Source organism: Rhodococcus sp. T7 (genome assembly GCF_009872365.1).
Taxonomy (GTDB): domain Bacteria; phylum Actinomycetota; class Actinomycetes; order Mycobacteriales; family Mycobacteriaceae; genus Rhodococcus_F.
In genome coordinates this window covers 1-26,307 of record NZ_WXYH01000335.1, presented here as the reverse complement: position 1 = coordinate 26,307, position 26,307 = coordinate 1, and the positions used below count along the sequence as shown (strand labels likewise).

The window sequence follows — 26,307 nt, the reverse complement described above, 5'->3', positions numbered from 1 at the left end:
CAGGTTCACCCGCAACAGCGTGTGAACCTGACCAATTCGCCGTAATCTATGGCTTGGCGATCACGCCGAATCGGCGCAGCGACAGCGCCGGGTTCTTCGCGCGGACCTCGGCGATGCGCTCGGCGGAGACGGTCCCGATCGCGGTCCCGGTCCGTTCGCCGAGGGACGCGATCACCACGCCCATCGGATCCACGATCATGGACGCACCCGAACCCACCGGGGCGCACTGATCGGCCGCGGCGACGTAGAGGGTGTTCTCGATCGCCCGGGCGCGGACCAGCGTGGTCCAGTGGTCCTCCTTGAGCGGGCCCGGCATCCATGCGGCGGGCAGGACCAGGACGTCGGCACCCGCATCGACGATGCGCCGGGTCACCTCCGGGAACCGCAGGTCGTAACACGTCTGCATGCCGAACGTGATGCCGTCGACCGTGAACGTCTCGGGATCGCCGATCGTCCCCGCCTGCACGAACTCCGACTCCCGGTAGCCGAATGCGTCGAACAGGTGCAACTTGCGGTACGTGGCGGCGATGCCGCCGTCGGGGGCGACCGCGACGAGGGTGTTGAAGATCCTGCGCTCGCCCGGGATCACCTCGTTGATCCCGGTGACGAGGGTCAGCCCGTGCCGGACGGCGATCTCGCGCAGACCCGTGACGAATTCACCGTCGAGGGATTCGGCGGAGTCCACGAACCGCTCGTCGATCACCGGGAGCGCGAACATCGCGTATTCGGTGGTCGCCAGTACCCGGGCGCCGCCCGCGGCCGCCTCCCCGGCGAACTTCGCGATCTGCCCGAGGTTGTCGTGCTTGTCCGATCCCGATGCGAACTGTGCGATGGCGACGTCGATCATGTCGGTACCTTTCCGCGGTGACGGGTCCGGACGGCTTGCCCGCCTCGGCGACGAAACTAGCTGAACACCACCGTCTTACGGCCGTGCACGAGCACGCGGTCCTCGAGGTGCCAGCGCAGCCCGCGGGACAGCACGAGCTTCTCGATGTCGCGACCCTGCCGGACCATGTCGGCGACCTCGTCGGCGTGGTCGACGCGGATCACGTCCTGCTCGATGATGGGGCCCGCGTCGAGTTCGGCCGTCACGTAGTGGCAGGTCGCGCCGATCAGCTTCACACCGCGGGCGAATGCCTGGTGGTACGGGCGGGCGCCGACGAACGACGGCAGGAAGCTGTGGTGGATGTTGATCGCCCGGCCGGCCCAGTGCTCGCACAGTTCCGACGGCAGCACCTGCATGAACCGCGCCAGCACCACGGCATGGGGGTCGTGGGCGTCGACGAGTTCACGCACTTGCTCGAACGCGGGCCCGCGCTCGGCGGGATCCTTCGCGAACGGCACGTGATGGAAGTCGATGCCGTGCTGGCGCGTGACGGTCTCGAGGTCGCGGTGGTTGCCGATCACCGCGCAGATGTCCGCGGGCAACTCGCCGCCGGTCGCTCGGCCCAGCAGGTCGTGGAGGCAGTGCGCCTCCTTGCTCACCAGCAGCACCACCCGCTTGCGCTCGCCCGTGTCGGACACGGTCCACTCGGTCTCGGGGCCGAGTTCGGCGGCGACGGCGGCGAACCGCTCTCGGAGTTCCCCGATCGACATGTCGACCGACGACGCCCGCACCGCCTGACGGGTGAAGAACCAGCCGGTGTCGGCGTCGGCGTGGTACGCCGCCTCGACGATCCAGCCGCCGACCTCGGCGAGGAACGTCGAGATCCGGGCCACGATGCCGGTGCGGTCGGGGCAGCCGAGAGACAGAACGTACCGGTGGTCCTCGGTCGAAGCAGCGCTCATGGGCAACAGTCTTTCAGGTCGTGCTGCGGCCGTTCACCACGGCGGTGCCGACGAGGGTGCCGGCGTCGACGTCGTGGATCGCGCGTTCGGTGAGCACCTCCAGGAAATCGAGACGGATCTGCTCGACCGTCCGGTCGTCGAACGGGGACAGCGCGCGGCGCAGGTTCCCGCCCATGACGAGATCCCAGGCGAACTCGGGCGTCGCGGGAATGATGTTGGACAGCTCCCGGACCTCGGTCGAGTGCGCGCCCAGCTCGCCCAGCCACTGGTGCAGCCCGTCCGGGGTGTCGATGTGTTCGAGCGCGTCGAACGGCGACCCGCCGGAGTTCGCTTCCGGTTCCCGGTGCCGGGCGACGGCGTCGTGGAGCGCCTCCGCGAAATCCCGTAACGCGCCCCGCCGCCACACCGTGATCCCGACCTTCCCGCCCGGCCGGACGAGGCCCGTGAGCCGGGTGAACGCGGCGTCCATGTGCGGCAGGAAGAACACGCCGTACGAACAGGCGAGCGCGTCGTAGCCCGCCGCCGGGACGGTGCTCGGCGGTTCCCACGTGGTGGCGTCCGCGCGGACGAATTCGATGTTCTGCAGCCCGCGGTCCGACGCCTTCAGCCGCCCCACCTCGAGGAGTTCGTCGGACAGGTCGACACCGTGGACGAGACCCGACGGACCCACCGCGGTGGCCGCGGGAAGCGCCGAAGACCCTGCGCCGCAGCACACGTCGAGGACAGCGTCCCCGGGACGCAACCCGAGCTGGAAGGTGAGGGACTGCCCGGCCGGTCCCCATACGGCCGTCGTCAGCCGGTCGAACTCGAGCCGTGCCTCGTCGAAGACCGATCCCGGATCACTCATACGGCGATGCTAGGCCGTGCAGCGGGCCCGGGAAGGCATTGTGCGAAGCTCACAGGTATGTCCGACGTTGCACTGACCCGCTCCCAGGTGGCCGACCTCGTCGACCACACGCTCCTCAAACCCGAAGCCACCGCCGCCGACGTGAAGGCGCTGATCGACGAGGCGCGGTCGCTCGGTGTGCTCGCAGTCTGTGTGTCGCCGTCGATGCTGCCGGTCAAGGCGCCCGGACTGGTGACCGCCGCGGTGGTGGGGTTCCCGTCGGGAAAGCACCACTCACTGGTCAAGGGGGCCGAGGCCAGGCTCGCAGTGGATCAGGGTGCCCAGGAGATCGACATGGTGATCGACATCGGTGCCGCCGTGGCCGGCGACTTCAATGCGGTGCTGGCCGACGTCCTCACCGTCCGCGAGGCCGTCGGCGACCGCACCGTCCTCAAGGTGATCCTCGAGACCGCCGCGCTGAGCGACGAGGCGATCGTGGAAGCGTGCCGGGCCGCGGAGCGGGCAGGCGCGAATTTCGTGAAGACGTCGACCGGGTTCCACCCGGCCGGGGGAGCGACGGTGGAAGCGGTGCGGTTGATGGCGCAGACCGTCGGCGGGCGGATCGGGGTCAAGGCGAGCGGCGGGATCCGCACCGCAGCGGCCGCGCTCGACATGATCGCGGCCGGTGCGACGCGGCTGGGCCTGTCGGGCACCCGTGCCGTTCTGGACGGGCTGCCCGACTGACCCGGCCGATCAGACGAGAAGGCCGCAGCTGCTCTGCTGTTCCTGCTGCTGTTGCTGAGTGGCGGCGGCAGGCATCGTGTAGGCGCCGCCTTCGAGGGTGATCTCGATGGCGTCGTCGGTGACCTTCAGCGACGTCGGCTGCATGCCCAGCGGGTAGGTCTGCAGGCTCGAGGTCAGAATCTGGACCACCCCGTCGACGAGGTCGGTGGGGAGCCCGAAACCGAGGATCTCGGCGCCCACCGTGTTCACTTTCACGGTCCCGTTCACGATCTCCGGTTTGACGGTCAGATCCGCGAGCCCGGCCGGGCCGACGGAGAACCTCAGGGTTCCCGCGCTCGAATCGGCGGTGACACCGCTGATCAGCGAGCCGAACGCCTGCTGCTGCAGCGTCGCGAGGATGCCGGCGGTCGACCAGGTGACGTCCGCGTCGGAACTGCCGATGGTGCCGCTGCTGTCGGCGGTGTTCTCGATCCGGATGTCGTTGACCTGGGCGTGCACCTGCATTCCCTGCGCGGGGCCGAACTTGGTGTCGTCGCTGTCGATGGTGATGTAGGGGACGTTCTTGTCGATCGACTGCAGTAGGACCGGCTTCCAGCTCAGTCCCACGTCGACCTGTGAGCCGAGTTGGCTCTCGAACTGGTCGGCCATGCAGGTCTTCACTCTGTGGCGGACGAAGAGTTCGCCGCCGACGAGTACCGCCACGAGCGCGGCGATGACGACCAGAGAGATGACGAGCACACGGTTACTTCGGGGTGCGGAGTTCGTTCGGGCTGCCATTACACGGATTCTTCCCGACAACTCTGAACAAATTCTGTGAATGCGTCGGCCGGCGCGTCGTCGAGATCCGCAGAAATTGTGATACGTGCCACAATTGCCCAGTAATGTAGGGGAATGTCCGGATGGTTGGCTCCACGTCCCGGTGACCCGGAGCGCGAAGGTGTCGGTGAAGAGCTGACACGCGTCGCGACGGCTCAGGCGGGTTTCTTCACCACTGCGCAGGTGCTGCGCCTCGGTTTCGCTGCCGACGAGATCGGCGAGCGTCTCGCCGACGGCTCGTGGGTCAAGATAGAGCGAGACCTGTTCCGCTTGAAGGATTGTCCGCATTCCGATCTCGAGGAGTTCGCGAAGTGGTGCACCTGGTTCGGTGCCGCCGCCGCGGTTTCCCACCAGAGCGCCGCCGAACTTCACGGTCTCGGACACCTGTACCCGCGGTTCATCCACCTCTCGACGGTGCTGTCGCCGCCCTCGCCGACTCAGCAGTTGGCGCTGCACCGGCGGTCACTCCGCCCGGAGGACTGCGAGCAGGTCGGCCCGCTGCGGATCACCACGCCGCTGTGCACGGCACTCGACCTCGCCGCCAGCGGAATCTCGCAGGAACTGCTGGACGAGGTGGTCGCCGACGGCGTCGCGATCGGGCGACTGAACGCGCGCACTCTGCACGGCGAATGCGGATCCCTGCCGGCGCAGGTGGCGCAGCGCGTCGAACACGCACTGGCCACCTGCACCTGACGGACCGCGCCGGCAGTCAGAACGGCCACTCGCCGTCCCGGCCGCCCTCCAGCAGCGGGATCATCGAGAACCCCGCGTCCGACAGTCCGCCGAACGTGTGACGGTTCGCGGACCCCGCCGGTCCGTGACCGTGCCGGTAACCCGCCACGTTCCACGTGTAGACGAGGACGTCGGCCGGGACGTGCCGGGTCGGATCACCCCACGCGGCCTGCTCGTCGGTGACGATGACGACGCGATCATGGCCCCGGTAGTGCTTCCGCACCGCCGCCGCCGTGTCGGTGCCGCCGAGGTCGCCGAAGCTGTCGACCACGCGCAGCACCGCCTGATGCTCGAACGGAACGATCCGGCTGTCCGTGCCGAACTCGACGAGGTCCGCGCGCTCGGCGCGTGCCGCCAGCACGGTGCCGAACACGGCGGCCGCGTCCGCCCTCGTCAGCTCCGACCGCGCCGAGACGCGGCTGTAGAACATCGATCCGGACCGGTCGACGAGAACCAGGGTGCGGCCGGGCAGCGACGGGACCGCGGACAGGGACGCCCCGAGCGCACGCTCGAGCGCATGTCCCCACCGCAGACTCGGCGCGTTCCGGTACGCCGCCAGGAATCGCATCGGCAGCTGCCGCGACTGCGCGACCTCCGCCGGATCGGCGATCCGGGCCGCCACCTGCTCCGCGAGGTGGTCGGGGATCCCGGCCTCGTCGAAGTTCCGCAGGTTACGGAGAAGCCCCATGAATCCCATGGACGGGATCACCGCCTGCCAGGCCGCGGCATCCATCGGTCCCTGCAGCCAGCCGGCGAGCGACTCCCACGTCATGCCGGCCGCCGACAGCCGCTCCGGGGTCCGGAGGACGGCACGCCGGTCCTCCGGTGGGAGTGCCGACAGCGCCGCCCGTTCCGTGAGCATGCGCAGACCGGCAGGCACGGCGTTCCCGCGTCCCTGCCGCCGGTCGATCGCGTGCCGGAACAGCTCGCCCTGCCACGCCGCCGACGGCGACGCGTGGGTGAGCTCGAGAACGTCACCGAAGCGGATGTCCCGGGCCTCGGAATCCCACTTCAGCAGAGAGCGTTCCGAATACAGCCGGGCGGCGGCGTCGGCGACACCGCGCTTGACCGGCTTCGGGACCGAACGACCGTGCCGGGACATCCAGTACGCGAGGATCTCGCCCGGCTCGTCGGCCCGCTCCAGCGCCGAGGAGATGACGGCACGGTTGCCGCCGTGCAGTCCGGCACCCAGCCGGGCCCGGACGAACTCGGCTGCGGCCACCACCGACGCCGAACGCAGATGCGCATCGCGGCGCAGCCACCCGATCAGGCGGGCGGTCCACTCCGGATCCGACAGCGTGACCTCGTGGATCAGCGCGACGAACCGTCCGTCGCGGTCCGACGCCGACTCGTAGAAGGTGTGCTCACCGACCATGCTCGTGACCGCGAGGAGGAACAGCTCGCTCTTCGCGTCGCGGGCATAGCCGCTGCCGCCCTCGAAGGTGCGGCCCGACGGTTGCGTCTCCGACGTGATCGGGCTCCGTACCTTGTTGCGGTGCAGCATCGTCGGGTTGAACTTGCTCATGGTTGTTCCTCCTTCCGGGGAGGTGTCGGTGCTCGTGGGTGCGCGCCACCCGAGGTCGAGGCGACGACGGGGTGCGGAGTCGAACCGCGTGCCCCACGCACTTCGCCAGAGAAGTATCCGTCGTCTGCGCACCGGGTGGCGCGCACACATGTCGTGCCGAGTTCGGAGTCGGCGGAGGCACGGACGCGCTCTACCACTGAGCTACAGGGACCTGCGTCCCTGACCGGATTCGAACCGGCGACCACGCGATTAACAGTCGAAGTAGCCCTCGCCTGCGCACCGGCACAACATGTTTCGTGAACCGACTCTACGGGGCGCTTCGGGGGATGTCGCGTGAATTAATTCGTGCCGGAACCGGGCGCGACCAGATTCCACGGAACGGTGAGAATGTTGTCGCGGATCCGGCGGCGCTGCGGCTGCACGGGAAGTCCCTGCGCGCGCAGCAGTTCGAGGGCGGCCCGCCACCGCACCCGCGGTCCGAACGAGCCGTGGGGCGCCGCGGTGGCCCACGCGCGATCCGCCGCGGCGAGGAGAGCGTGGACCGGCTCACCCGGGACGTTGCGATGGATCAGCGCCTTGGGCAGTCGTTCGGCGATGTCCGACGGCTTCTCCACGGCGAACGGATCCCACGCCAGCGTCAGCGACAGCGGGCGGGTGGCGTCGAGCAGCACCCACGCGCAGCGGCGGCCCAGCTCGTCACACGTGCCGTCGAGGATCAACCCGCCCGGTGCGAGCCCGGACTGCATCCGCGCCCACGCCGGCCCGACCGCATCCTCGGGGTACTGCCGCAGCACGTTGAACGCACGGACCAGGACGGGACGCAGTCCGGAGAGCTCGAACCCGCCGCGGGCGAAACTCACTCCGTTCCTGCTCTCGACCACACGCTCGGGGTCGATCTCGAGCCCGACCACCCGGCGGTCGCCGCGCACGGCGGTCAACCGGTCGGCGAGCTCGAACGTGGTGTGCGGCCGGGCGCCGTACCCGAGGTCGACGACGAGCGGGTCAGCGGACGCGTGCAGCGTCCGGCGCACCAGCGCGTCGTGGACGAGCCAGCGGTCGCTGCGGCGCAGCCGGTTGATGCCTGTCGTACCCCGGGTGATGACACCGTGAGGCCGCCTCAGCGTCGCTGAAGTCATGGGAAATCCGTGCAGTGGGTGCTAGTGCTGCGACAACCACGTTTCGGTGATCTCGGCCTCGGCGCGGAAGAGGTCGATCAGATTCACGAGCATCAGCTGCTCGAGCTTCCCGCCGATGAACGGCAGGTACACCTTCGCCTCGGACGAGGTGCGGAACGTGCACCCCGTCTCGGTGGCGAACAGCTTCATGGTGCCCGTGAGACTGCCGGGACCCGCCGGGATCGACGCCTCGTACGTGCCCGTGGTCGGCTCACCGAAGGGCGTGTACGACTCCTTGCGCGTGATGACCATGTCCTTCTTCATCACGGTCTGCGCGACCTCGGGGAGTTCCGACCGCGGCAGGATGTGGTGCAGGACGATGTCGATCCCGTCGTCGTTCACGTCGAAGTGCTCGATGTGATTCTCGGAGTACTTCCGCATCTCCTCGATGCGCGCATCCCAGTAGTCACGGTTGGTGAACGCGTTGTACACCTCTTTGGGGGTGTGCTTGTAACGGGCTGAGTAGTCGATGCGGCGAGCCATGATCGCCTAGGTTACCGGCTGGGACCTGACACAACGGACACCCGCCCCAGGTCAGCCCCCGAGCCACTGCTCGGTGAACTCCTGCTCCTTCGCGATCAGGCGGAGGACCTCGTCCGCGATCGCGTTCTCGATCTTGCTGCCGATCAGCGGGATCCTGACCTCGGCCTTGCCTTCGACCTGCACGTTCGCCCGGGAACCGTCGGCTTTCAGCGTCTGAGTTCCGGAGATCGTCGCAGGCGCACCCACCACCTCGGCCGTGAACGTGCCCTCGGCGTGATCGCCGTCGAGCGTGCCCCACGTCTCCGTGCGCTTGATCACGAGGTCGCCCGGACGGACCTTCGAGACGATGCTGGGCAGGTGCTCGGCGGGGATCGACTGCGACATGGCCACCGAGATGGTGCCCGGCCCGGTCGTGACCTGGTCCAGGGCGGCCCCCGGTCCGCCGACCTCGTCCAGACGGTCGCGCCAGTACTGCTCGGTGATCAGGCCCGCATGGACCTGGGCGACGGGAAACGCATAGGACGACGAATGCTCGATGCGGCGGCTCACGATCGGCCACGCTACCGTTTGCGGTTGTGTGGGATGTGAGCATTGTCAGTCAACTCGTCGATTCGGGCGCGTTCGTGTCGGAAAACCTCGAACTGTCGGGGATGACCACGCTGCGGGTCGGCGGGCCGGCGCGGATCGTGGCGGAGTGCCCGACCACGCAGGTCCTCGTCGACGTGGTGCGTCTTCTCGACGCCGCGCACATCCCGACGCTGATCCTCGCGGGCGGCTCCAATCTCGTCGTCGGGGACGACGGATTCGACGGTGTGGTGGTGCGTGTGTGCAACACCACTGTCGGTCTGGAGGAGGGATTCGTCACTGCGGAGGCTGGCGCCGAGTGGGATCAGGTGGTCGCGCAGACCGTCGCCGCCGAACTGGGCGGGCTCGAATGCCTGTCGGGAATCCCCGGGTCGACCGGGGCCACCCCGGTGCAGAACGTCGGTGCGTACGGCGTCGAGATCGGGTCGATGCTGCGGCGGGTGCACCTTCTCGACCGGCGCACCGGTGAGGCGCGCTGGGTCGAACCCGGCGCGCTGGGCCTCGGGTACCGCACGAGCGTCCTCAAGCACTCCGACGCGGCACTCGTACTGGCCGTCGAACTGACCGTGCATCCCGACGGACTGTCCGAGCCGCTGCGCTACCGCGAACTCGTCTCGGCGCTCGACGGTTCCGAGGGCGACCGGTTGCCGTCGGCGCAGGTCCGGGGCGCCGTGCTGGATCTCCGCCGGGGCAAGGGCATGGTGCTGGACCCCGACGACCACGACACCTGGAGCGCGGGCTCGTTCTTCACCAACCCCGTCGTCTCCGACGGAGAGCTGGCGGGCGTCCTCGCCGCGATCGAGACCCGCCTCGGCGACGTTACCGTTCCGCAGTACCCGGCCGACGGCGGAACGAAGTTGTCTGCCGGTTGGCTGATCGAGCGGTCCGGCTTCTCGAAGGGGTATCCCGGCGAGAGCGCCGTCGCGCGCCTGTCGACCAAGCACACCCTCGCGTTGACCAACCGCGGCGCCGCGAAGACCGAAGACCTGCTGGCACTGGCCCGCGACGTGCGGGACGGCGTCCAGTCGGCGTTCGGTGTCCGGCTCGAACCCGAACCCGTGACGGTCGGCTGCGCGATCTGAGACAGGTCCGTAGCGCAGGTAACCTGTTAGCTGTGCATGAACTGGGTTCCCGGACAAGTCGGTCGCGCGTCGCGCTGATCGCGACGGCGCTGATCGCGTTTCTCCTTTTGCTGACCGGATGCACGGTCTCCGAGTCGGGAACCGCCACCGCGCCCCCCGAACCGGCGGTCGAGGTCACCCAGAATCCGGCGTCCGGCACCGAGGACGTCAGCCCGGTGGCACCGATCTCCGCGACCGCATCGCAGGGCACGTTCACCGACATCTCCCTCGTCAACGCCGACGGGCGTGCCGTGCAGGGTGTGCTCTCACCCGACCGGACCACGTTCACCGTCGGGGAGGCGCTGGGGTACGGCGCGACCTACACGTGGAAGGGCACGGCGCTCGGCACGGACGGCAAGTCCGTCACCGTCGACGGCAGCTTCACCACGCTCGAACCCGACGAGACGATCGGCGCCACCCTCAACATCGGCGACGGCCAGGAGGTCGGGATCGCCGCCCCGATCATCGTGCAGTTCCACGAGTCCGTCGAGGACAAGGCGGCGGTCGAGAAGGCGATGACCGTCACGACCAACCCGCCCACCCCCGGCTCCTGGGCGTGGCTGCCCGACGACAACGGGTCGCGGGCGCACTGGCGTCCCCAGAACTACTGGGCGCCCGGCACCACCGTCGCCCTGGACGCGAAGCTGTACGGCGTGGACTTCGGCGGGGGAGCCTACGGCGAGCAGGACCTGTCGCTGAACTTCACCGTCGGGCGCAGTCAGATCGTGATCGCGAACGCCCCCAGCCACCGCATGCAGGTGGTGCGCGGCGGTGAAACCATCATGGACATACCCGTCAGCTACGGCGAGGGCAACGAGGCGCGCAACGTCACCCGCAGCGGCATCCACATGGTGACCGAGAAGCACGAGGACTTCCTCATGTCCAACCCGCCGTTCTACGAGAACGTCCGCGAACGGTGGGCGGTCCGCATCTCCAACAACGGCGAGTTCATCCACGCCAACCCGGAGACCATCGGCGTCCAGGGCTCGTCGAACGTGACCAACGGCTGCATCAACCTGTCCCTCGGGGACGCCCAGGAGTACTTCGGCACCGCGCTGTACGGCGACCCCGTCGAGGTGACCGGGACGTCCATCGACCTGTCGGCCGCCGACGGCGACATCTACGACTGGGCTGTCAGCTGGCCCGATTGGCAGTCCCTCTCGGCCCTCGCATAGGTGAGCGGCAAAGCGTGCTCGGGCACACTTTGCCGCTCACCTACGGGTCGGCGAACTTTCTCCACCTTCGGTGGAACCGAAAGCGGATCCGGTGCGTCTACCTGAATGAGGACGCGTCAACGGCGCCGCGTTCTCGGGTGACACAACTGTGGGGAGTCGTCCGCTGTCGAGGGGTCGACGGACGACCCCGACAGTCCGTTTCGGTCGAAAGTCGTTGATCGGCAGGGGGCTGTGGGATGGGATGGATGTTGCTGGGTGTGGCGTTGATCGTCGCGGGACTGTGGGCGGTGGTCCTGTTCCTCGAACACCAGGACAGGAGAATCGCCGCGAAGTCGCTTACGTCGTACGGTGAAAACGCCCGGACGAAGCCTGATCTCGTGGCTTGACGACGATCTGGTCGATGTTCACGTGGGACGGCCGGGAGGCGACGAACCCGATGACGTCCGCGACGTCGGCGGCCACCAGCGGCGTGATGCCCTCGTAGACCTTGTCGGCCCGGTCCTGGTCGCCTTCGAATCGCACCAGCGAGAACTCGGTTTCCACTGCGCCCGGGGCGACCTCGGTGAGACGGACCGGCTTGCCGAGCAGTTCCCCGCGCAGCGTGCGGTGCAGGACACCCTCCGCGTGCTTGGCCGTCGTGTACCCGGCACCGTTGTCGTACGCCTCGATCGCGGCCAGGGACGTGACGGTGACGACGAGGCCGTCGCCCGACTCGATCAACTTGGGCAGCAGCGCCTTGGTGATCCGAAGGGTGCCCAGGACATTGGTCTCCCACATCCAGCGCCAGTCGTCGAGGTCGGCCTCGGCGACGGTGGCCAGTCCCTTGGCGCCGCCCGCGTTGTTCACGAGCACGTCGACCCTCGGCAGCACCGCGGCGAACGCGTCCACGGAATCCTGGTCCGTGACGTCGAGTTCGAGCGCGGTACCGCCGATGTCCTCGGCGATCTTCTCCAGACGATCCAGTCGCCGAGCCCCGATCCCCACATGAAATCCCTGCTCGGCCAGGGTGCGGGCGGTGGCTTCGCCGATTCCGGAGCTGGCTCCGGTGACGACGGCGATGCGGGTGTCAGGTGAGAAGGTCATGCCGACATGTTAGGGCTCGTCGATGACGGAGTAGTCACTCGCGTCGCCTGCGACGCTGCGGCTGCGCTCGCCCCTGACATCGACGGGGATGTCGCCGGCCAGGGTGATGCGGTGGAGCCGCCGGTACTGGTCGTCGTAGTCGGCGACGGCGTAATGCTGAGTGGCACGGTTGTCCCAGATCGCGACATCACCCGACTGCCAGTTCCACCGCGTGGTGAACTCGAGCGAGATGGCGTGATCCTGCAGAACCTTGAAGAGCGCCTGCGACTGCGTGCCGCTCAGGCCGACCAGCTTCTTGACGAAGTGACCGAGCAGCAGTGTGCGCTCGCCGGTCTCGGGATGGACCCGCACCACCGGGTGTTCCGTCTCGAAGTAGGTGGACTGGAACTCGGCGCGATGCTCCTGAGTCTTCTCGTTCTGCGCGCGCTCGGCGCTGGTCGCCGCGTAGTCGTAGACGTTGGTGTGCGTCGCCCACAGGTTGTCGGCGAGGACCTTCAGCGGCTCGGGCAGCGCGTTGTAGGCGGCGACACCCGACGCCCAGGTGGTGGTTCCGCCGTACGTGGGAAGTTCCACGGCGCGCAGGATCGACGCCTTCGGGATGCGGTCGACGAACGTGACGTCGGTGTGCCAGCTGTTGGCCTTGCCGTAGTCGGAGTCGATGGGCAGCACCTTGGTGCCGCGCGAGGTGACGGTCGGGTGCGCCGTGGTGGGGGAGCCGAGAAGCTCCGCGAACTCGTACTGCGAGTCGTCGGTGAGATGTTCCTGGCCGCGGAAGAAGATCACCTTGTGCTCGAGCAGGGCCTGACGGATGAGCGACACGGTGGCGGGATCGAGCTGGCCGCCGAGCCGGACGCCGTCGATCCGGGCGCCGATGTGGGCACCGAGCTTGACGACGCTCGCCGCGTTCGGGGAACCCTCGGCGTCGGTCACGTGCTCGGGTGCGAAATCGATGGACATGGTGGGCCTTTCGGATACCGGAGACGGTGTGGAGTCCTGTAACCGAACCATCGGGGCGTGTGTCGCCGGAAGGATTTGCGTCACCCTGATCGCAACGGGTGGGTGCGCGACGACGACTCCGCCGCACCGGCGGGCGGTGCGGCGGAGACGGGTGGATCCGTAGTGCCGGCGCTACGCGGCGGCGCGGACCTTCCGGGTGATCGCGACGACGCAGAGCAGGCTGAGCAGCGCGACGGCGGTGAGGTACAGGGAGATCGGTGCCGACGAACCCCAGCTCGCGTACAGCGCCGCGGCCACCGTGGGGGCGAGACCACCGCCGAGAACCGAACCGATCTGATAGCCGAGCGACGCACCGCTGTACCGGACCTCGGCGCTGAACAATTCGGTGAACAGTGCGGCGATCGGCCCGTAGACGATGCCCATGAACACGGCCGTGCCGAGAAGGGCGGTCATCATCACCGCGGGGTTCCCGAGATCGATCAGCGGGAACAGCGCCGCCGCCCAGACCGTCAGCCCGACCGAGCCGGTGACGAGCAGTCGCCGCCTGCCGTACCGGTCCGACAGCATCGACGCGACGGGGATGACGATCAGCCACACGAACGAGGCGACCAGCGTGAAGACGAGTACGAGCGTCTTGCTCATGCCCAGGACCTTCGTCGAATAGGACAGCAGGTACGCCATGAAGATGTATCCGACGGTGTTGATGCCGATGAACGCGCCCGCGGACAGCATCACCTCGCGCAGGTTCTCCCGCAGGACGGTGACGATCGGCAGTCGCTGATCGCGGTGCGTGTCCTTGACCTTCTCGAAGTCGGGGCTCTCGGTGATGGTGAATCGGATGACGAGCCCCATCAGCACCATCACCGCGCTGGCCAGGAACGGGATCCGCCAGCCCCAGGCCAGGAACGCTTCCTCGCTGAGGCTCGTCGACACCCCGAGGAACATGAGATTCGCCAGGATCAGACCGCCGGGCACACCCATCTGCGGGAAGCTCCCGTAGAAGCCCTTCCTGTTGGCGGGTGCGTGTTCCACCGCCATCAGCACGGCGCCGCCCCACTCCCCGCCGACGCCGATTCCCTGGACGAAACGCAGGGTGACCAGCAGGATCGGCGCCCAGACGCCGATGGTGGCGTAGGTGGGCAGTAGTCCGATGCCGACGGTCGCGCCGCCCATCAGCATCAGCGACAGGACGAGCATGGACTTGCGTCCGATGCGGTCACCGAAGTGGCCCATCACGACGCCGCCGATCGGCCGCGCGACGAAGCCGACGGAGAACGTCGCGAACGCGGCCAGCGTGCCCGCGATCGAGGAGAAGGACGGGAAGAACAGCGGGCCGAACACGATCGCGGCGGCCATGCCGTAGATGAAGTAGTCGTACCACTCGATGGCGGTCCCGATGAGGCTGGCGCCGGCCACCTTCAGCGGCCGGACGGGCGCCTGCGGTGTCACGGAGATCTGCGTGGAGGTCATGTCGATGTCCTTCGAGGGTGCCGGGGCAGCGGAAGTGCCGCCCCGGCAGGGGGGATGAGGAATGCCTACCGAACTGCCGAACCCGCTAGTTCGACGTCACCTCGCCGGTCGTGTTCGCATCTACCGACTGTTCGGTCAGCGGGTCGGTCTTGCACTGAAAGTTCCGGTACATGTCCATCTGGTCGCTGTAGTGCCGTGAACGCGTCCCGTCCGGTGCGATGAAACCGCTCTGGCCGGGCGGCCCGACGGTGCAGAGGTCGGCGATGCCGTCGCCGAGCACGATGCGGTCGTTCTGGGTTCCGCGGTTCATGTACGGCGACAGCGACAGCACCTCGTCGGCACCGGCCTGGGGAACGCCGAGGTAGTTCTTGTAGTCGAACCGGTTCGCGCCGACCGGCAACTTCCAGCCGGCGGGGTCGGGGCCCTGCTCGGCGCGCAGCCGGTCCATCGCCTGGCCGAACGTCGTACGCAGGACGGACATGCGGTCCGCTCCGTTGAAGAAGTCGGTGGTCTGCGGAACGCCGGCCTCGTCGCCGCGCAGGGCGTTGTAGACGAGTTTTGTCGCCTCGGCGGGACGTGCGGTGCCCGCGGCGGGGTACACCTTCGCCGCGTACGACGCGTACACGTCTTCCGGGAGGTCGTCCCGGATCACCGCATCGAACAGGATCGGCAGCCACGTGCGCATGATCACCGGTTCCGGTCCGTCGTACACGCCGTCCGCGTTGTCGTCGGTGGCCTGCCCGTCCCAGTCGCGGAGCAGGTTCACGCCTGCGGCGAGAGGGTCGCTGCCCGGCAGTTGCCCGGTGGCCTGCTCCAGGTACGGCAGCAGATAGTCGACATTGAGGTCCGCGAACGACGTCTGCCGGTTGATGTCCCAGATCTCTCCGGGCGTGAGCTTGTCCTTGGCCTCGAGGCGGGTGGTGATGGCCCGCACGCGGTCGACGGGGGACCAGTTGTAGCCGTCGGCGAGCGCGCCTGCCGCGGACTGGTTGTTCCAATTGGCCAGGTAGCCCTGCTCGGGGTTGTACGACTGCGGGTTGTCCTCGAACGGCCGGATGCCTTCCCATTCCATGCTGCCGTCGCCGATCGCGGGAAGCCGAAGGTCCTGGCCGGCCGGGCGGACGGGCAGTCGGCCGGGGGAGACGTAGCCGATGTTTCCCTTGTTGTCGGCGTAGTACCAGTTGATGGTGATGGCGACCTTCTTCGCCTGCTCGAGAAACTCGTCCCAGGTCGTGGCCTTCATGATGTCGATCCAGGCGACCAGCGACTGGATCTCGTACCCCGCCCAGCTCTCCTTCAGCGAGTACGCGCTTGCGTTCGGGGTGTCGAAGCTGGTGACCCGGCCGTGCACCGTCGAGTAGACCGGATACGCGACGTCCGCCCCGCCCCGGACCTTGATCGTCTCGTTCCGGACCTCCATCGGGCGGTACTCGCCGTCGAATCGGTAGGCGTGCTCGTTCGAGGGGTCGAGGACTTCCTGATAGACGTCGTTGACGTCGAGCGGACCGGCGGTCGCACCCCACGAGATCGTCTTGTTGGTGCCGAACAGAACGGTCGGGACGGCATAGGGCGTGTTGCCCGCGACGTCGAGACCGGCTCCGTGCAAACCCACGCCGTACACATAGGACGGGTTGAACCAGCCGAATTGCGGTCCGTTCATGAGGACGGATGTGCCGTCGGACGTCTTGTCGGCGCCGACCATCCACAGGTTGCTGGCCTCGGGTTTCATGTGCGGCCATTCGCCCCCGCCCGCGTTTTTCATGCGGGTCAGATTCGCGTCGGGGAGCGCCTGCGTCACATCGGAGAGCCCGGCTTCCTGGGACATCGCGTGCGGTCCGTCGTCGGGTGAAGTCGACTGGTCGCGGGGGACCGTGGTCGGGGCGGCGGGGTCTTCCTCGGCCCAGATCAGCTGGTCGAAGAGTTGCCGGCCCTTCTCGTCGCCGTTCTTCGCCTGCAGGCTCTTCAGGACCTGGAGATTCGCGAGTTCACTGCTCGACTGGGAGAACCTGTTGGCCATCGTCTGCACCCAGACCATCGCCACGTCGTACCCGGTCCAGTGCTCCGGCCGGAAATCGCCGTCCAGGAACTGCTTCGGCATCAGGTGTTCCGGGTCTGCGCCGACCTCGTCGATCCGCTTGTTGAACCCCTCGGCGTAGCCGTCGAAGATGTCGCGTTCGTCCTGCGGCAGTCGGGCGAGTTGATCCTTGATCGACTGTGGATCGATGCTGTTGCGGGCGGTCCTGTCGATCTCGACGTAGTCGGGTCCGAGCACCTCGGCCGCCGTTCCGATCGACGACCGCTTGGCCATCTCCATCTGGAACAGGCGATCCTCGGCGACGGAGTAGCCGTAGCCGGAGTACAGCGCGCGCGTGGTGTCGGCGTACACGTGTGGGATTCCGTAGCCGTCCCGCTTGACGGTGATTCCGGCTGCGGTGGAGTCCTGCGTTCCGGCGGCGGTGCAGGCCGTCAGCAGCACCGTGAGTCCCACTCCGAGGGCGAGTGCCGCCCTCGTGGTCTTCATCGACAGCTCCGGGCCCGGTCTGCCGACCTGTGACGATCGCATCGATACATTTCGCTCCTATAACCGTACGTTCGGTTGGTATCCCGGCGTATTGTGTCGTGAAACACTGTCGTCCGTCAAGAGTGGCGTCGGTCTCCCGCTGCTGCCGGTCCCGCCGTCCCGCAGCAGCGGGAACCGGGGAAGCGGGGTGGCGCTCCGGTACACGCAGTCGCGCCTTCGGATTGGTGAAACCGACCGAAGCTGCTAGTTTCGTGACATGTCCTCAGGCCAGTCGACCGCTCCGCGGGTCACCTACGTGACTTCCGCGCTGGGTTCGCGGCTGCCCTTGGCGCGGGAACTGTGTTGTCGCTGTCTCAGCATCTGCAGCTAATTCGCGCAATCTTCTCCTGATCGATCGTCCTCGGTCGCCCCCATCTCCACCCGGGGCCGATGCAGCGTTCGGGCGAAGGTGCGCACCGCCTCCGCATGCAAGGACTGCCACGTGTCTACCCCCACCCTTTCCAGCCCCACCCGGACCGGATCCGCGCCTCGATTCCAGCGGCCCGTGTCCCGACCCCGTCTCCACATCGTTCCCCCCGAACTGCGGATCAGCGACGGCCCCGCCGCCGGTGTTCTGCGGGTGGCCCGGTCGCGCGGGCCGCTGTCCCGGGACGTCGCCGCGAAGGCGACCGGACTGAGTATCGCCACCGTCAACCGTCAGGTGTCGGCGCTCCTCGACCTCGGGTTGCTGCGTGAGCGCGGCGATCTCACGCCGTCCGGCGCGATCGGCCGCCCGCGGGTTCCGTTCGAGGTCAACCACGAGCCGTACCTGACCGTGGGCATCCACATCGGTGCGGTCGTCACCAGTATCATCGCCAGCGACCTCCGCGGTAAGGTCCTCGGCGCGGTCGAGGTGCCCACCCCGCAGGGTGCTTCCGCCGACGCGCTGACCGGCATCGCCCGCAGCGCAAGGGCTTTCGCGTCCCGCTGGCACCGGCGCCGCCCGCTGTGGGCGGGTGTCGCGCTCGGCGGGCGCGTCGATGCGCAGACCGGCGTCGTCGACCACCCCCGGCTGGGGTGGAAATCCGCTCAGGTCGGCGCCATCATCGCGACCGGGCTCGGGTTGCCCGTCTCCGTCGCGGCGCACGTCGAGGCGATGGCCGCGTCCGAGCTGCTGCTGAGCCCGGACAGCGAAGACGGTGTCGCGCAAGGCGAAACGGGCCTGTACTTCTACGCCCGGGAGACGGCCGGAATCGCGATCACCATCGACGGCCGCGTCCACACTCCCTCGAGCGGTCCCGGTTCCATTGCGCACCTGCCCACCGGTTCGTCGGCGCAGTGCTCGTGCGGTTCACGCGGATGCCTCGAGGCGACGATCAGCGATCGCGCGGTCATCTCCGCCGCGCTCGACGCCGGCATCCTCCCCGAGTCGAACCAGCGTCCGACGATGAGTGCACTCTACAAGGCGGCGTCCTCGGGTTCCGCTCCCGCGCACGAGATTCTGGTGGAACGCGCCCAGGTACTCGGGAAGACGGTCGCCATGCTGCGGGACCTGTTCAACCCGGACCGCGTGATCCTCGGCGGTCAGGCGTTCACGGAGTACCCGGCCGGTATCCCGCACGTCGCGGAGGCATTCGCGCAGGCATCGTCGCTGGAGCGCAGGGACATTCGCATCTCCGGATTCGGCAACCGGGTGCAGGAGTACGCGTCGACGGTGGTGTCGCTGAGCACTATCTACTCCGACCCGGTCGGAGCGATGCGCCGCACTTCGTCGTAGGTTCACAGCAATTCGTCGGCCGCGCAGGCAATTGCCTGTGCGGCTGACGAATTCGTGTGCATCTGTCCCGGCAGCCGGGTCTTTCAGAGTTTGCGCAGCCCGTCGAGGACGCGTTCCATCAGCTTCCGATCGGGGCCGGTGGATCCGGCCGTCTCGTTCACGGTGACCGCCCCGGCCGCCGCGAGGTCGCCGACGAGCACCCGCGCGACCCCGAGCGGGATCGACGCGAGCGACGCGATCTCGGCTACTGACCGCGGTTCGGAGCACAGCGCGAACACGCGGCGCGGTTCGTCCGGCGCCGGCATCGCGTCCACGACGGCGTCCCCGTCGGCGCGGGCGACGATGACCGCCTCCAACGGCAGATCGACCCCGGATTCGGTACGGCCGCCCGTGAGAATGAACGGCCGGACGATGGAGACCGTCTCCTCGGATTCCGCCCACTCGGAAGACTCCGCAATCTCGGGCGCTCGACCGGCGGGTTCGGACACGGCCTCTACCTGCTCGGGAACGGCCTCGGCGCGCCCGGGCTCCACCCACTCGACCGACTGCGACGGGCTCGGCTCGGCCGTCGGCGACTCGTCTTTCCTGCCGCTCCGGCGCCGGCCGGCCGATCCGAAGCGCGCCCCTGTCGCGCCGATCATCGGCCAGTTCTCATCGCTCACAGTCATCGGTCGGGACCCTTCTCGAACTACCCCACCCGTTCCATGGTCCCAAACCCGCGTGACATGCCCGTGGTCCGGTCCCTGTGATTCCCGCTACAGGGTCCGCGTGAGCGTTAGATTTGCTGAGTGACGCACTGGCGGCAGAACTCGGATCCGTTCCTCGCTCCCGATCTCGGCCGGTCCGCGCTGCTCGTCGTCGACATGCAGGTGGACTTCGTGGACGGCGGGACGGCCCCGATCCCGGGAACGTCGGCGGTGCTGCCCGCGATCGCGCGTCTCGTGGACGCCTACCGGGAGTCCTCGGCCCCGATCGTGCACGTCGTCCGGTTGTACGAGGGCGACGACGTGGACCTGTGCCGGCGCCGCGTGATCGCCGCCGGGCTCGACCTGGCCAGGCCGGGGACCGCCGGATCGCAGGTGGCGCCCGAGTTGGGTGTGCCGGCCCTCGACCCCGGATCGCTCCTCGCCGGTGACCTCCAGGCCGTCTCGCCCACCGAGCACGTCCTGTTCAAGCCGCGGTGGAGTGCGTTCTACCGCACCGGGCTCGACGAGCACCTGCGCCGGTGGCGGGTCGATACCGTGGTGATCGCGGGCTGCAACTACCCCAACTGTCCGCGCGCCACGATCGTCGACGCCGGCGAACGGGACTACAAGGTACTCGTCGCCGCCGATGCGATCTCCGGCGTCGACGCGCGTCACCTGGAGGAGGCCGGACGGATCGGGGTTCTGCACGCGGAGACCGACGAGATCGTCGAGGCGTTGCAGCCACCCGAACTCGAGGTGATCAGCTGAGGGGCGGCGCCGACGTCGCGTCCGGCGGCGCACCCCGTCTGCGCAGTTCCGCGCGCGCCCGCTCGATCCCGCCGTGCTCCAACGCGGCGAGCGGTGATTCGTCCGCCCAGACGAGTTCACCGCGGCGGCGGACCGTGACACTCATCGAACCCGCCAGGTGCTCGAGGGCGCCGGGAATGTTGCGACGCTCGGCGGGGAGCGGAACCGGCAGTACGTGGGCCGAGCCCAGCGGGGAGCCGCCCTCGATCTCGACGCTCCACGTGCGGCCGCGGCCGTGCAGCGACCACCGCTCGTCCGTCACGTGCGCCCGGACGGGGGAGGTGACCGGGTTGCCGAGGCGGAACACCGTGCCGTCGGGCAGCGCGACGACGACGGCCGTGACCTCGGTGCGCAGCCCGCCCGCGGTGACCTCGCCGCCCGCGAACGCGACGCACGCCTGCCGGTCGGCGAACCCCTGGGCCTGGCCCCACCACCAGGAGTCGGGGAATCCGCCCTTGCCCCAGTTCTTCTCGGCGTAGACCTGGGCGCCGTCGAGGTCGATCTCGGTGTCGCCGAGCACCGCGGTTCCCTCGGCCCGTCCGCCGAGCAACCACGGATGCCAGTATTGGTTCAGCGCGGGCACGGTCTGGAACACGCTCGACCCGCCGAGCCTGCGCCGCGGCCACGGGACCTGGGCGCCGATCCGGACGTCGAGCCGGGCGTCCGGTCCGAGATCCACCCGGACGCGGTCGACGGACCCGCGGAACGCGTCGCCGGCGAACGCGCCGAGTCCGGCCGGGTTGGCGTAACCCTCCGGATGCGCGGTGGTCCGCAGGAACCGGGTGGGGTGACCGGCCAGACCGAGCGTCGCCCAGTGGCCGTCCGCGGCCCGGTTGATTCCGGCGAGCGCGATGACGACGTGTCCCGTCGCAGGCTGGGTGAACCGCCAGAAATAGCCTTCCATCGCGACGTCGTGCGCGGCGAGGACGTTGCCGAACGGCAGATCCGCGCCCGTGGAGCGGTACGCGCGCAGCAGTCTAGACACGGGGTCAGCTCCCCGGCTGGGGGTGCAGACGTGCCGTCGCGGTAGGGGCGAACGACATGGTCGCAGCGAGATCAGCGGGATCCATACCCGTGGATGCTAGGCGCGGACCCGAGCCCACGGAGGCAGTTCCGGTCAGAGCGGTAGCGACGACTCCGCGAGCCCCTCGGGCGCCCCGCGACGCCGGAACCATTCCTGACCGAACGCCGCCTGCAACTGCTCCTCGGGCATCTGCAGGAACGGGCCGAAGTCCCCGATCTGGGTGGCGTGCGCGTGCATCGCGGCGCGTTTGGCGCCCATCGCCGAGGTGACGTCCACGACCGTGGTGATCTCGGAGTCCGGAAGCCCGAACGTGTCGAGGTCCGGCGGCTGGGCGTTCTCGGACCACTCCGGATTCGCGGCCATCAGTCGCCGGATGTGGTCGCGGCTGACGGCGGCCTCGTAGACGTGCGGCACCCCGGCCAGTTCGGCGGCCCGGAGGCCCACGTGATGCACCTGGACGTGGTCGGGGTGCCCGTAACCCCCGTTGGGGTCGTAGATGGTGACCACGTCGGCGGATTCCTCGACGAGGATCGCGGCCAGCCGGGCAGCGGCCTCCTCGACGTCGACGTTGCAGAACGCCGCCGGGTTCTCGTTCTCCGGCGTACCCGCCATCCCGGAATCCGCGTAGTGCAGCAACACCACACGCTGGGCGCCGAGCAGCGACGTCGACTCCTCGAGTTCGCGGCGACGACGCTCGGCGAGCGACTCGCCGTCGATCAGGAGCCCCTCGGGCGCCTCGCCCAGCGCCCCGTCCGTCGCGGTGACCACGACGACGCGGTGACCGGCGTCGGCGGCCTGACGCATCACGCCGCCGGTGGTGAACACTTCGTCGTCGGGATGGGCGTGGAAACACACCAGGACACTCATGAGCGCAATACTTGCACGTGCTGGAAGTCGCGGCCACGATCTGTGAGGCTCGACGCGTGCTCGGTACCTATCGTCAGATCTTCGCCGCCCCCGGCTCCGCAGCGTTCTCGGCAGCAGGATTCGTCGCGCGCGTACCGATCGCCATGGTCGGCATCGGCATCGTCACCATGCTGTCCGAACTGCGCGGCGACTACGCGCTCGCCGGCGCCCCGGCCGCGGTGTTCGCGTTGACCTACGCGTTCATCACGCCGGTCGTGTCCCGGGCGGTCGACCGCTACGGGCAGTCCCGCGTCCTGCCCGTCGCGTCGGGGATCAGCGCGACGTCCCTCGCCGCGATGCTGCTGTGCGTCCGGTTCGGGACCCCCGACTGGGTGCTGTTCGTGTGGGCGGTCCCGGCCGGCTGCATGCCCACGATCGGCGCGATGGTGCGCGCCCGCTGGACCGAGTTGTACCGCGGGACGCCGCTGCTGCGGACGGCGTTCGCGTTCGAGGCGGTGGTGGACGAACTGTGCTTCATCGCCGGACCGGTGGTCTCCGTCGGGCTCTCCGTCGCGGTGTTCCCCGAGGCGGGGCCGCTCGCGGGACTCGTGCTGCTGGTGGTCGGCACCCTCGCGCTCGTCGCGCAGCGTGGCACCGAGCCGCCCGTGTACTCGTCGTCGGACGACGGCCGCCCGTCTGTCGTCCGGACGCCCGCGCTGTGGATCCTGGTGGCGGTGATGGTGTCGATGGGCACGATCTTCGGCGTCATCGACGTCGGTGCCATCGCCTTCACCCGGAGCCACGACGCACCCGCCTCCGCCACCGTGGTGCTGGCCCTGTTCGCGGCCGGATCTGCTGCGGCGGGCCTCGTGTTCGGCGCGGTCCGGGTGTCGGCGTCGCTTCGGAAACAACTGATGGTCGCGGTCCTCGCGGTGGTGGTGCTGATGGTGCCGCTGCTGCTGCTGGCAGGCAGTATCCCCGCGCTCGCCGTCGCCTACACGGTGGCGGGGATGACGGTGGCGCCGATCATGATCGTCACCACCGGTCTGGTCGAGCAGATCGTGCCCGCGGCCGCGCTCACCGAGGGCATCACCTGGATCGTCACCGGACTCGGCGTCGGCGTCGCCGTGGGATCGGCACTCGCGGGCCGGATGATCGACGAATTCGGCACCACCGCCGGGTACGCGGTGGCGGCGGTCGCCGCGCTGCTGGCCTCTATGGTGACCCCATGGCTATTCGTGAAGCAGTCGGCGTCGACGGAACGCCCCTCGTCTACTCGGTGACCGGTGATCCCGACGCGCGGGCCCTGGTTCTCCTGCACGGTTGGGCGCAGTCGTCGAAATGCTGGGGCCCCACCGTGCTCGACGAACTCGCCGCCCGCTACAGCGTCATCGCCGTCGACCTGCGCGGACACGGCTACTCGGGAGCCCCCGCCGCCGGCTACGACGACTCCGCGATCTGGGCCGGCGACGTCGACGCGGTGCTCACGGCCGAAGGCGTCACCTCCGGTGCAGTGCTCCTCGGCTGGTCCTACGGCGGCCTCGTGATCTGCGACTACCTGGCGTCCCACGGCACGTCCGCCGTCGACGGCGTGGTCCTCGTCGGTGCCATCACCAGCATCGGTCGTGGGGAGGCCGGCGGCAAGGTCGGTGCGGCGATGCGCGCCGCGATCCCCGGCGCGATGTCCGAGGAGCCGCGCGAGGCGATCCGCGCGCTGGGCGCGTTCGGCAACGCGCTCACCGGACCGCCGGAAGGCAAGGGCGCGCAGTCGCAGGCGCTGTTCGGCGCCAGCCTCGCGACCCCGCCGCACGTGCGGGCCGCCCTGTTCAACCGCTCCGCGAGCCACGACGACCTGCTCCGGTCGCTCGACGTCCCGGCGCTCGTCCTGCACGGCACCGAGGACTCCGTCGTCGACGTCTCGGCTGGTAGGCACGCCGCAGACCTGATCCCGCAGGCGCGGGCATCGTTCTGGGAAGGCTGCGACCACGGACCGTTCGTCGAGGATCCCGACCGGTTCGTGAAAGAGGTCGGCGCGTTCGTCGACAACCTCGGTTAAAGGAGCCGATCGGTGGGGGAGCACTATGGAGTGGTGACGCCCTTGCACAACTCGCGCCCCCGCAGGGTGGCCGTCCTCTCGGTCCACACCTCACCCCTGGCGCAGCCCGGTACCGGAGACGCGGGCGGCATGAACGTCTACGTGCTGCAGTCCGCCATCCAGATGGCCCGCCGCGGCGTGGAGGTGGAGATCTTCACCCGGGCCACGTCGTCCGCCGACGCCCCGGTCCAGGAAGCGGCGCCGGGCGTCCTCGTCCGCAACGTCGTGGCCGGCCCGTTCGAGGGGCTCGACAAGCAGGATCTGCCCACGCAGCTCTGCGCGTTCGTGGCCGGGGTGCTCCGCGAGGAGGCCCGGCACGAACCGGGTTACTACAACCTGGTGCACTCGCACTACTGGCTGTCGGGGCAGGTCGGCTGGCTCGCCCGCGACCGGTGGGGTGTGCCGCTCGTGCACACCGCGCACACGCTCGCCGCGGTCAAGAATCTGTCGCTGGCCGAGGGGGACACCCCCGAACCGGCCGCCCGTCAGATCGGCGAACAGCAGGTGGTCGCTGAATCCGACCGGCTCGTGGCCAACACCACCGACGAATCCGATCAGCTGGTCCGCCACTATGGCGCCGACCCGAACCGGATCGACGTGGTGGCGCCGGGCGCCGACCTGACGCGGTACCGCCCGGGCGACCGGGACGCCGCCCGGGCGAAGCTGGGGCTCGACCCCCGCGAGACCGTCGTGACGTTCGTCGGGCGCATCCAGCCGCTCAAGGCTCCCGACGTCCTGCTCCGGGCCGCCGCCGAACTGATCGCCCGGGATCCCGAGTCGACGCTGCGGGTGCTCGTGGTCGGGGGTCCGTCCGGATCCGGACTGGCCCGGCCGGACGCGCTGATCGAACTCGCGTCCTCGCTCGGCATCGCCGCGCGGGTCACGTTCCTCCCGCCGCAGGCACCCGATCGACTCGCCGACGTGTATCGGGCCTCGGATCTCGTTGCGGTGCCGAGCTATTCGGAATCGTTCGGTCTGGTCGCCATCGAGGCGCAGGCCTGCGGAACACCGGTGATCGCCGCGAACGTGGGCGGACTCGGCGTCGCGGTCCGCAACGGCGAGACCGGACTCCTCGTGGACGGGCACCGCACCGAGGACTGGGCGACGGCGTTGCAATCGCTGGTCTCCGAGCCTGCCCGCCTCGCCGCGCTGGCCGCCGAGGCTCCGCGGCACGCCGAGAATTTCTCCTGGGAACACACCGCCGACGGACTCCTCGAGAGTTATCGGATGGCGACCGTCAACTACAACTACGGACACGGCCCGAGCGACTTCTCCCCGCGTCGCGGACGCGGACTGTGGAAGTTGCGCCGGGCCGGGGGAGTGCGCGCATGAGCGATCTGACCGACGTGATCGAGTCAGCCCTGACCGAACGGGAATTGGACTTCACGAAGAAGGACTCGACGCACTTCGTCGTCGAGTTGCCCGGCGAACGCAAGCTCAAGACCACCACACTCCTGACCGTCGGCAAGCACGGCCTGCGCGTCGAGGCATTCGTCTGCCGCAAGCCCGACGAGAACTTCGAAGGCGTCTACAAGTACCTGCTGCGGCGCAACCGCCGGCTGTATTCGGTGGCGTACACCATCGACAAGATCGGCGACATCTACCTGGTCGGTCAGATCGCCGAGCACGCGGTGACTGCGGACGAACTTGACCGCATTCTCGGGCAGGTGCTCGAGGCGGCCGACGGCGACTTCAACACCCTTCTCGAACTCGGATTCGCCGGTTCCATCAAGCGGGAGTGGGAATGGCGTGTCTCGCGCGGCGAGTCGCTGGCGAACCTGAAACCGTTCGAACATCTCATCGAGGACTCGCAGCCCTGAGTGTGGGTTGACCTCCCGCGGACGGGAATTGCGCGCGGGTAGAGTTGCGGCGAACCTGTGACTGGTGTCACAACTGCTGCTGCAACACTTCGAGGGAGTGACCCACGTGAGCTTCAAGAGCCCGTTTCCGGACGTCGAGATCCCGAACCTCAGTGTCTACGAGTTCCTGTTCGGTCAGCTCGACCCGGCTGATGCGGAGCGGCCCGCCTTGATCGACGGCGCCTCGGGTGCGGTCACCACCTACCAGGCCCTGGTGGCGCAGATCGGCGGGG

The 26,307-nt window shown here is 68.8% G+C and carries 25 protein-coding genes and 1 pseudogene; 11 read left to right on the top strand and 15 right to left on the bottom strand.

Annotated features, from left to right (window positions below):
- Positions 1 to 46: 46 nt before the first annotated feature.
- From MLGJGCBP_RS30510 to MLGJGCBP_RS30500, 3 genes are read right to left on the bottom strand one after another with little or no spacing between them, the layout of a single operon-like run.
- A complete protein-coding gene (locus MLGJGCBP_RS30510; protein ID WP_160100319.1) occupies positions 47 to 847 on the bottom strand; it encodes a carbon-nitrogen hydrolase family protein in 801 nt (266 codons plus the stop codon).
- Positions 848 to 903: 56 nt separating this feature from the next.
- Complete coding sequence (gene purU / locus MLGJGCBP_RS30505) at positions 904 to 1,788, bottom strand: formyltetrahydrofolate deformylase (RefSeq protein ID WP_160100317.1); 885 nt, start codon at positions 1,786 to 1,788, stop codon at positions 904 to 906.
- Positions 1,789 to 1,801: 13 nt separating this feature from the next.
- Positions 1,802 to 2,635 (bottom strand): class I SAM-dependent methyltransferase, encoded by an 834-nt coding sequence (locus MLGJGCBP_RS30500; RefSeq protein ID WP_160100315.1) that lies wholly within the window; start codon positions 2,633 to 2,635, stop codon positions 1,802 to 1,804.
- Positions 2,636 to 2,692: 57 nt separating this feature from the next.
- Here MLGJGCBP_RS30500 and deoC point away from each other — a divergent pair, with 57 nt between their 5' ends.
- Positions 2,693 to 3,358 (top strand): deoxyribose-phosphate aldolase, encoded by a 666-nt coding sequence (gene deoC, locus MLGJGCBP_RS30495; RefSeq protein ID WP_160100313.1) that lies wholly within the window; start codon positions 2,693 to 2,695, stop codon positions 3,356 to 3,358.
- A 9-nt stretch (positions 3,359 to 3,367) separates the two neighbouring features.
- Here deoC and MLGJGCBP_RS30490 read toward each other — a convergent pair whose 3' ends face one another.
- Positions 3,368 to 4,135 carry an LmeA family phospholipid-binding protein gene (locus MLGJGCBP_RS30490; protein WP_087559232.1) on the bottom strand — a complete coding sequence of 256 codons (768 nt, stop codon included), beginning with the start codon at positions 4,133 to 4,135 and terminating at the stop codon, positions 3,368 to 3,370.
- 114 nt (positions 4,136 to 4,249) lie between these two features.
- On the opposite strand from MLGJGCBP_RS30490, the gene MLGJGCBP_RS30485 reads away from it, so the two are divergent.
- Complete coding sequence (locus tag MLGJGCBP_RS30485; protein WP_160100311.1) at positions 4,250 to 4,867, top strand: type IV toxin-antitoxin system AbiEi family antitoxin domain-containing protein; 618 nt, start codon at positions 4,250 to 4,252, stop codon at positions 4,865 to 4,867.
- A 16-nt stretch (positions 4,868 to 4,883) separates the two neighbouring features.
- Here MLGJGCBP_RS30485 and MLGJGCBP_RS30480 read toward each other — a convergent pair whose 3' ends face one another.
- The 4 genes from MLGJGCBP_RS30480 to MLGJGCBP_RS30465 all read right to left on the bottom strand — a co-directional run bounded on the left by MLGJGCBP_RS30480 (position 4,884) and on the right by MLGJGCBP_RS30465 (position 8,638).
- Positions 4,884 to 6,431 (bottom strand): TROVE domain-containing protein, encoded by a 1,548-nt coding sequence (locus tag MLGJGCBP_RS30480; protein WP_160100309.1) that lies wholly within the window; start codon positions 6,429 to 6,431, stop codon positions 4,884 to 4,886.
- A 338-nt stretch (positions 6,432 to 6,769) separates the two neighbouring features.
- A complete protein-coding gene (locus tag MLGJGCBP_RS30475; protein ID WP_087559230.1) occupies positions 6,770 to 7,567 on the bottom strand; it encodes an SAM-dependent methyltransferase in 798 nt (265 codons plus the stop codon).
- A 21-nt stretch (positions 7,568 to 7,588) separates the two neighbouring features.
- A complete protein-coding gene (locus tag MLGJGCBP_RS30470; protein WP_160100307.1) occupies positions 7,589 to 8,089 on the bottom strand; it encodes a DUF2505 domain-containing protein in 501 nt (166 codons plus the stop codon).
- Between the two features lie 51 nt (positions 8,090 to 8,140).
- Positions 8,141 to 8,638, bottom strand: coding sequence for a DUF2505 domain-containing protein (locus tag MLGJGCBP_RS30465; protein WP_160100305.1), 498 nt, complete (start codon positions 8,636 to 8,638; stop codon positions 8,141 to 8,143).
- 26 nt (positions 8,639 to 8,664) lie between these two features.
- Here MLGJGCBP_RS30465 and MLGJGCBP_RS30460 point away from each other — a divergent pair, with 26 nt between their 5' ends.
- Both MLGJGCBP_RS30460 and MLGJGCBP_RS30455 read left to right on the top strand, forming a co-directional pair.
- Positions 8,665 to 9,756, top strand: coding sequence for a UDP-N-acetylmuramate dehydrogenase (locus MLGJGCBP_RS30460; RefSeq protein WP_160100303.1), 1,092 nt, complete (start codon positions 8,665 to 8,667; stop codon positions 9,754 to 9,756).
- Between the two features lie 32 nt (positions 9,757 to 9,788).
- A complete protein-coding gene (locus MLGJGCBP_RS30455; protein WP_160100301.1) occupies positions 9,789 to 10,970 on the top strand; it encodes a L,D-transpeptidase in 1,182 nt (393 codons plus the stop codon).
- A 336-nt stretch (positions 10,971 to 11,306) separates the two neighbouring features.
- Here MLGJGCBP_RS30455 and MLGJGCBP_RS30450 read toward each other — a convergent pair whose 3' ends face one another.
- The 4 genes from MLGJGCBP_RS30450 to MLGJGCBP_RS30435 form a co-directional block, all read right to left on the bottom strand.
- A complete protein-coding gene (locus MLGJGCBP_RS30450) occupies positions 11,307 to 12,053 on the bottom strand; it encodes an SDR family NAD(P)-dependent oxidoreductase (protein WP_160100299.1) in 747 nt (248 codons plus the stop codon).
- Between the two features lie 9 nt (positions 12,054 to 12,062).
- Positions 12,063 to 13,010, bottom strand: a complete 948-nt coding sequence (locus tag MLGJGCBP_RS30445) for a TauD/TfdA dioxygenase family protein (RefSeq protein WP_160100297.1) — start codon at positions 13,008 to 13,010, stop codon at positions 12,063 to 12,065.
- A gap of 171 nt (positions 13,011 to 13,181) precedes the next feature.
- Complete coding sequence (locus tag MLGJGCBP_RS30440) at positions 13,182 to 14,480, bottom strand: MFS transporter (RefSeq protein WP_160100295.1); 1,299 nt, start codon at positions 14,478 to 14,480, stop codon at positions 13,182 to 13,184.
- Between the two features lie 85 nt (positions 14,481 to 14,565).
- Positions 14,566 to 17,001 carry a penicillin acylase family protein gene (locus MLGJGCBP_RS30435; protein ID WP_160100293.1) on the bottom strand — a complete coding sequence of 812 codons (2,436 nt, stop codon included), beginning with the start codon at positions 16,999 to 17,001 and terminating at the stop codon, positions 14,566 to 14,568.
- 481 nt (positions 17,002 to 17,482) lie between these two features.
- On the opposite strand from MLGJGCBP_RS30435, the gene MLGJGCBP_RS30430 reads away from it, so the two are divergent.
- Positions 17,483 to 18,757: an ROK family transcriptional regulator gene (locus tag MLGJGCBP_RS30430; protein ID WP_160100291.1), complete on the top strand. Its 1,275-nt coding sequence runs from the start codon at positions 17,483 to 17,485 to the stop codon at positions 18,755 to 18,757.
- A gap of 83 nt (positions 18,758 to 18,840) precedes the next feature.
- Here the strand turns inward: MLGJGCBP_RS30430 and MLGJGCBP_RS30425 are convergent, their stop codons facing one another.
- On the bottom strand, positions 18,841 to 19,425 hold the full coding sequence (locus MLGJGCBP_RS30425; RefSeq protein WP_087559221.1) for a DUF742 domain-containing protein: 585 nt from the start codon (positions 19,423 to 19,425) through the stop codon (positions 18,841 to 18,843).
- Between the two features lie 120 nt (positions 19,426 to 19,545).
- Here MLGJGCBP_RS30425 and MLGJGCBP_RS30420 point away from each other — a divergent pair, with 120 nt between their 5' ends.
- The gene (locus MLGJGCBP_RS30420; protein ID WP_087559220.1) at positions 19,546 to 20,211 is read left to right on the top strand and encodes a cysteine hydrolase family protein; all 666 of its coding nucleotides are present in this window, start codon (positions 19,546 to 19,548) and stop codon (positions 20,209 to 20,211) included.
- Here the strand turns inward: MLGJGCBP_RS30420 and MLGJGCBP_RS30415 are convergent.
- Both MLGJGCBP_RS30415 and MLGJGCBP_RS30410 read right to left on the bottom strand, forming a co-directional pair.
- Entirely contained in the window at positions 20,204 to 21,235 is a 1,032-nt protein-coding gene (locus MLGJGCBP_RS30415) for a tocopherol cyclase family protein (RefSeq protein ID WP_160100289.1), read from the bottom strand. The genes MLGJGCBP_RS30420 and MLGJGCBP_RS30415 overlap by 8 nt on opposite strands.
- A gap of 132 nt (positions 21,236 to 21,367) precedes the next feature.
- Complete coding sequence (locus MLGJGCBP_RS30410) at positions 21,368 to 22,141, bottom strand: PIG-L family deacetylase (protein ID WP_160100287.1); 774 nt, start codon at positions 22,139 to 22,141, stop codon at positions 21,368 to 21,370.
- A gap of 56 nt (positions 22,142 to 22,197) precedes the next feature.
- On the opposite strand from MLGJGCBP_RS30410, the gene MLGJGCBP_RS30405 reads away from it, so the two are divergent.
- The 5 genes and pseudogenes from MLGJGCBP_RS30405 to MLGJGCBP_RS30385 all read left to right on the top strand — a co-directional run.
- Positions 22,198 to 23,403: an MFS transporter gene (locus MLGJGCBP_RS30405; RefSeq protein ID WP_160100285.1), complete on the top strand. Its 1,206-nt coding sequence runs from the start codon at positions 22,198 to 22,200 to the stop codon at positions 23,401 to 23,403.
- Positions 23,349 to 24,176 (top strand): alpha/beta fold hydrolase, encoded by an 828-nt coding sequence (locus tag MLGJGCBP_RS30400; RefSeq protein WP_160100283.1) that lies wholly within the window; start codon positions 23,349 to 23,351, stop codon positions 24,174 to 24,176. The genes MLGJGCBP_RS30405 and MLGJGCBP_RS30400 overlap by 55 nt, the downstream gene beginning before the upstream one ends.
- Before the next feature lie 12 nt (positions 24,177 to 24,188).
- The gene (gene mshA, locus MLGJGCBP_RS30395) at positions 24,189 to 25,547 is read left to right on the top strand and encodes a D-inositol-3-phosphate glycosyltransferase (RefSeq protein ID WP_201453238.1); all 1,359 of its coding nucleotides are present in this window, start codon (positions 24,189 to 24,191) and stop codon (positions 25,545 to 25,547) included.
- The gene (locus MLGJGCBP_RS30390; RefSeq protein ID WP_160100281.1) at positions 25,544 to 26,035 is read left to right on the top strand and encodes a YbjN domain-containing protein; all 492 of its coding nucleotides are present in this window, start codon (positions 25,544 to 25,546) and stop codon (positions 26,033 to 26,035) included. Before mshA ends, MLGJGCBP_RS30390 begins: the two co-directional genes overlap by 4 nt.
- Positions 26,036 to 26,141: 106 nt before the next feature.
- Positions 26,142 to 26,307 (top strand): annotated as a pseudogene (locus tag MLGJGCBP_RS30385) (4-coumarate--CoA ligase family protein); the annotation flags it as partial.

Coding starts and splice junctions, on each gene's coding strand:
- MLGJGCBP_RS30510 (WP_160100319.1), bottom strand. CDS start 847: ATGATCGACGTCGCCATCGCACAGTTCGCATCGGGATCGGACAAGCAC.
- purU (WP_160100317.1), bottom strand. CDS start 1,788: ATGAGCGCTGCTTCGACCGAGGACCACCGGTACGTTCTGTCTCTCGGC.
- MLGJGCBP_RS30500 (WP_160100315.1), bottom strand. CDS start 2,635: ATGAGTGATCCGGGATCGGTCTTCGACGAGGCACGGCTCGAGTTCGAC.
- deoC (WP_160100313.1), top strand. CDS start 2,693: ATGTCCGACGTTGCACTGACCCGCTCCCAGGTGGCCGACCTCGTCGAC.
- MLGJGCBP_RS30490 (WP_087559232.1), bottom strand. CDS start 4,135: ATGGCAGCCCGAACGAACTCCGCACCCCGAAGTAACCGTGTGCTCGTC.
- MLGJGCBP_RS30485 (WP_160100311.1), top strand. CDS start 4,250: ATGTCCGGATGGTTGGCTCCACGTCCCGGTGACCCGGAGCGCGAAGGT.
- MLGJGCBP_RS30480 (WP_160100309.1), bottom strand. CDS start 6,431: ATGAGCAAGTTCAACCCGACGATGCTGCACCGCAACAAGGTACGGAGC.
- MLGJGCBP_RS30475 (WP_087559230.1), bottom strand. CDS start 7,567: ATGACTTCAGCGACGCTGAGGCGGCCTCACGGTGTCATCACCCGGGGT.
- MLGJGCBP_RS30470 (WP_160100307.1), bottom strand. CDS start 8,089: ATGGCTCGCCGCATCGACTACTCAGCCCGTTACAAGCACACCCCCAAA.
- MLGJGCBP_RS30450 (WP_160100299.1), bottom strand. CDS start 12,053: ATGACCTTCTCACCTGACACCCGCATCGCCGTCGTCACCGGAGCCAGC.
- MLGJGCBP_RS30445 (WP_160100297.1), bottom strand. CDS start 13,010: ATGTCCATCGATTTCGCACCCGAGCACGTGACCGACGCCGAGGGTTCC.
- MLGJGCBP_RS30440 (WP_160100295.1), bottom strand. CDS start 14,480: ATGACCTCCACGCAGATCTCCGTGACACCGCAGGCGCCCGTCCGGCCG.
- MLGJGCBP_RS30435 (WP_160100293.1), bottom strand. CDS start 17,001: ATGAAGACCACGAGGGCGGCACTCGCCCTCGGAGTGGGACTCACGGTG.
- MLGJGCBP_RS30425 (WP_087559221.1), bottom strand. CDS start 19,425: ATGACTGTGAGCGATGAGAACTGGCCGATGATCGGCGCGACAGGGGCG.
- MLGJGCBP_RS30410 (WP_160100287.1), bottom strand. CDS start 22,141: ATGAGTGTCCTGGTGTGTTTCCACGCCCATCCCGACGACGAAGTGTTC.
- MLGJGCBP_RS30400 (WP_160100283.1), top strand. CDS start 23,349: ATGGCTATTCGTGAAGCAGTCGGCGTCGACGGAACGCCCCTCGTCTAC.
- MLGJGCBP_RS30390 (WP_160100281.1), top strand. CDS start 25,544: ATGAGCGATCTGACCGACGTGATCGAGTCAGCCCTGACCGAACGGGAA.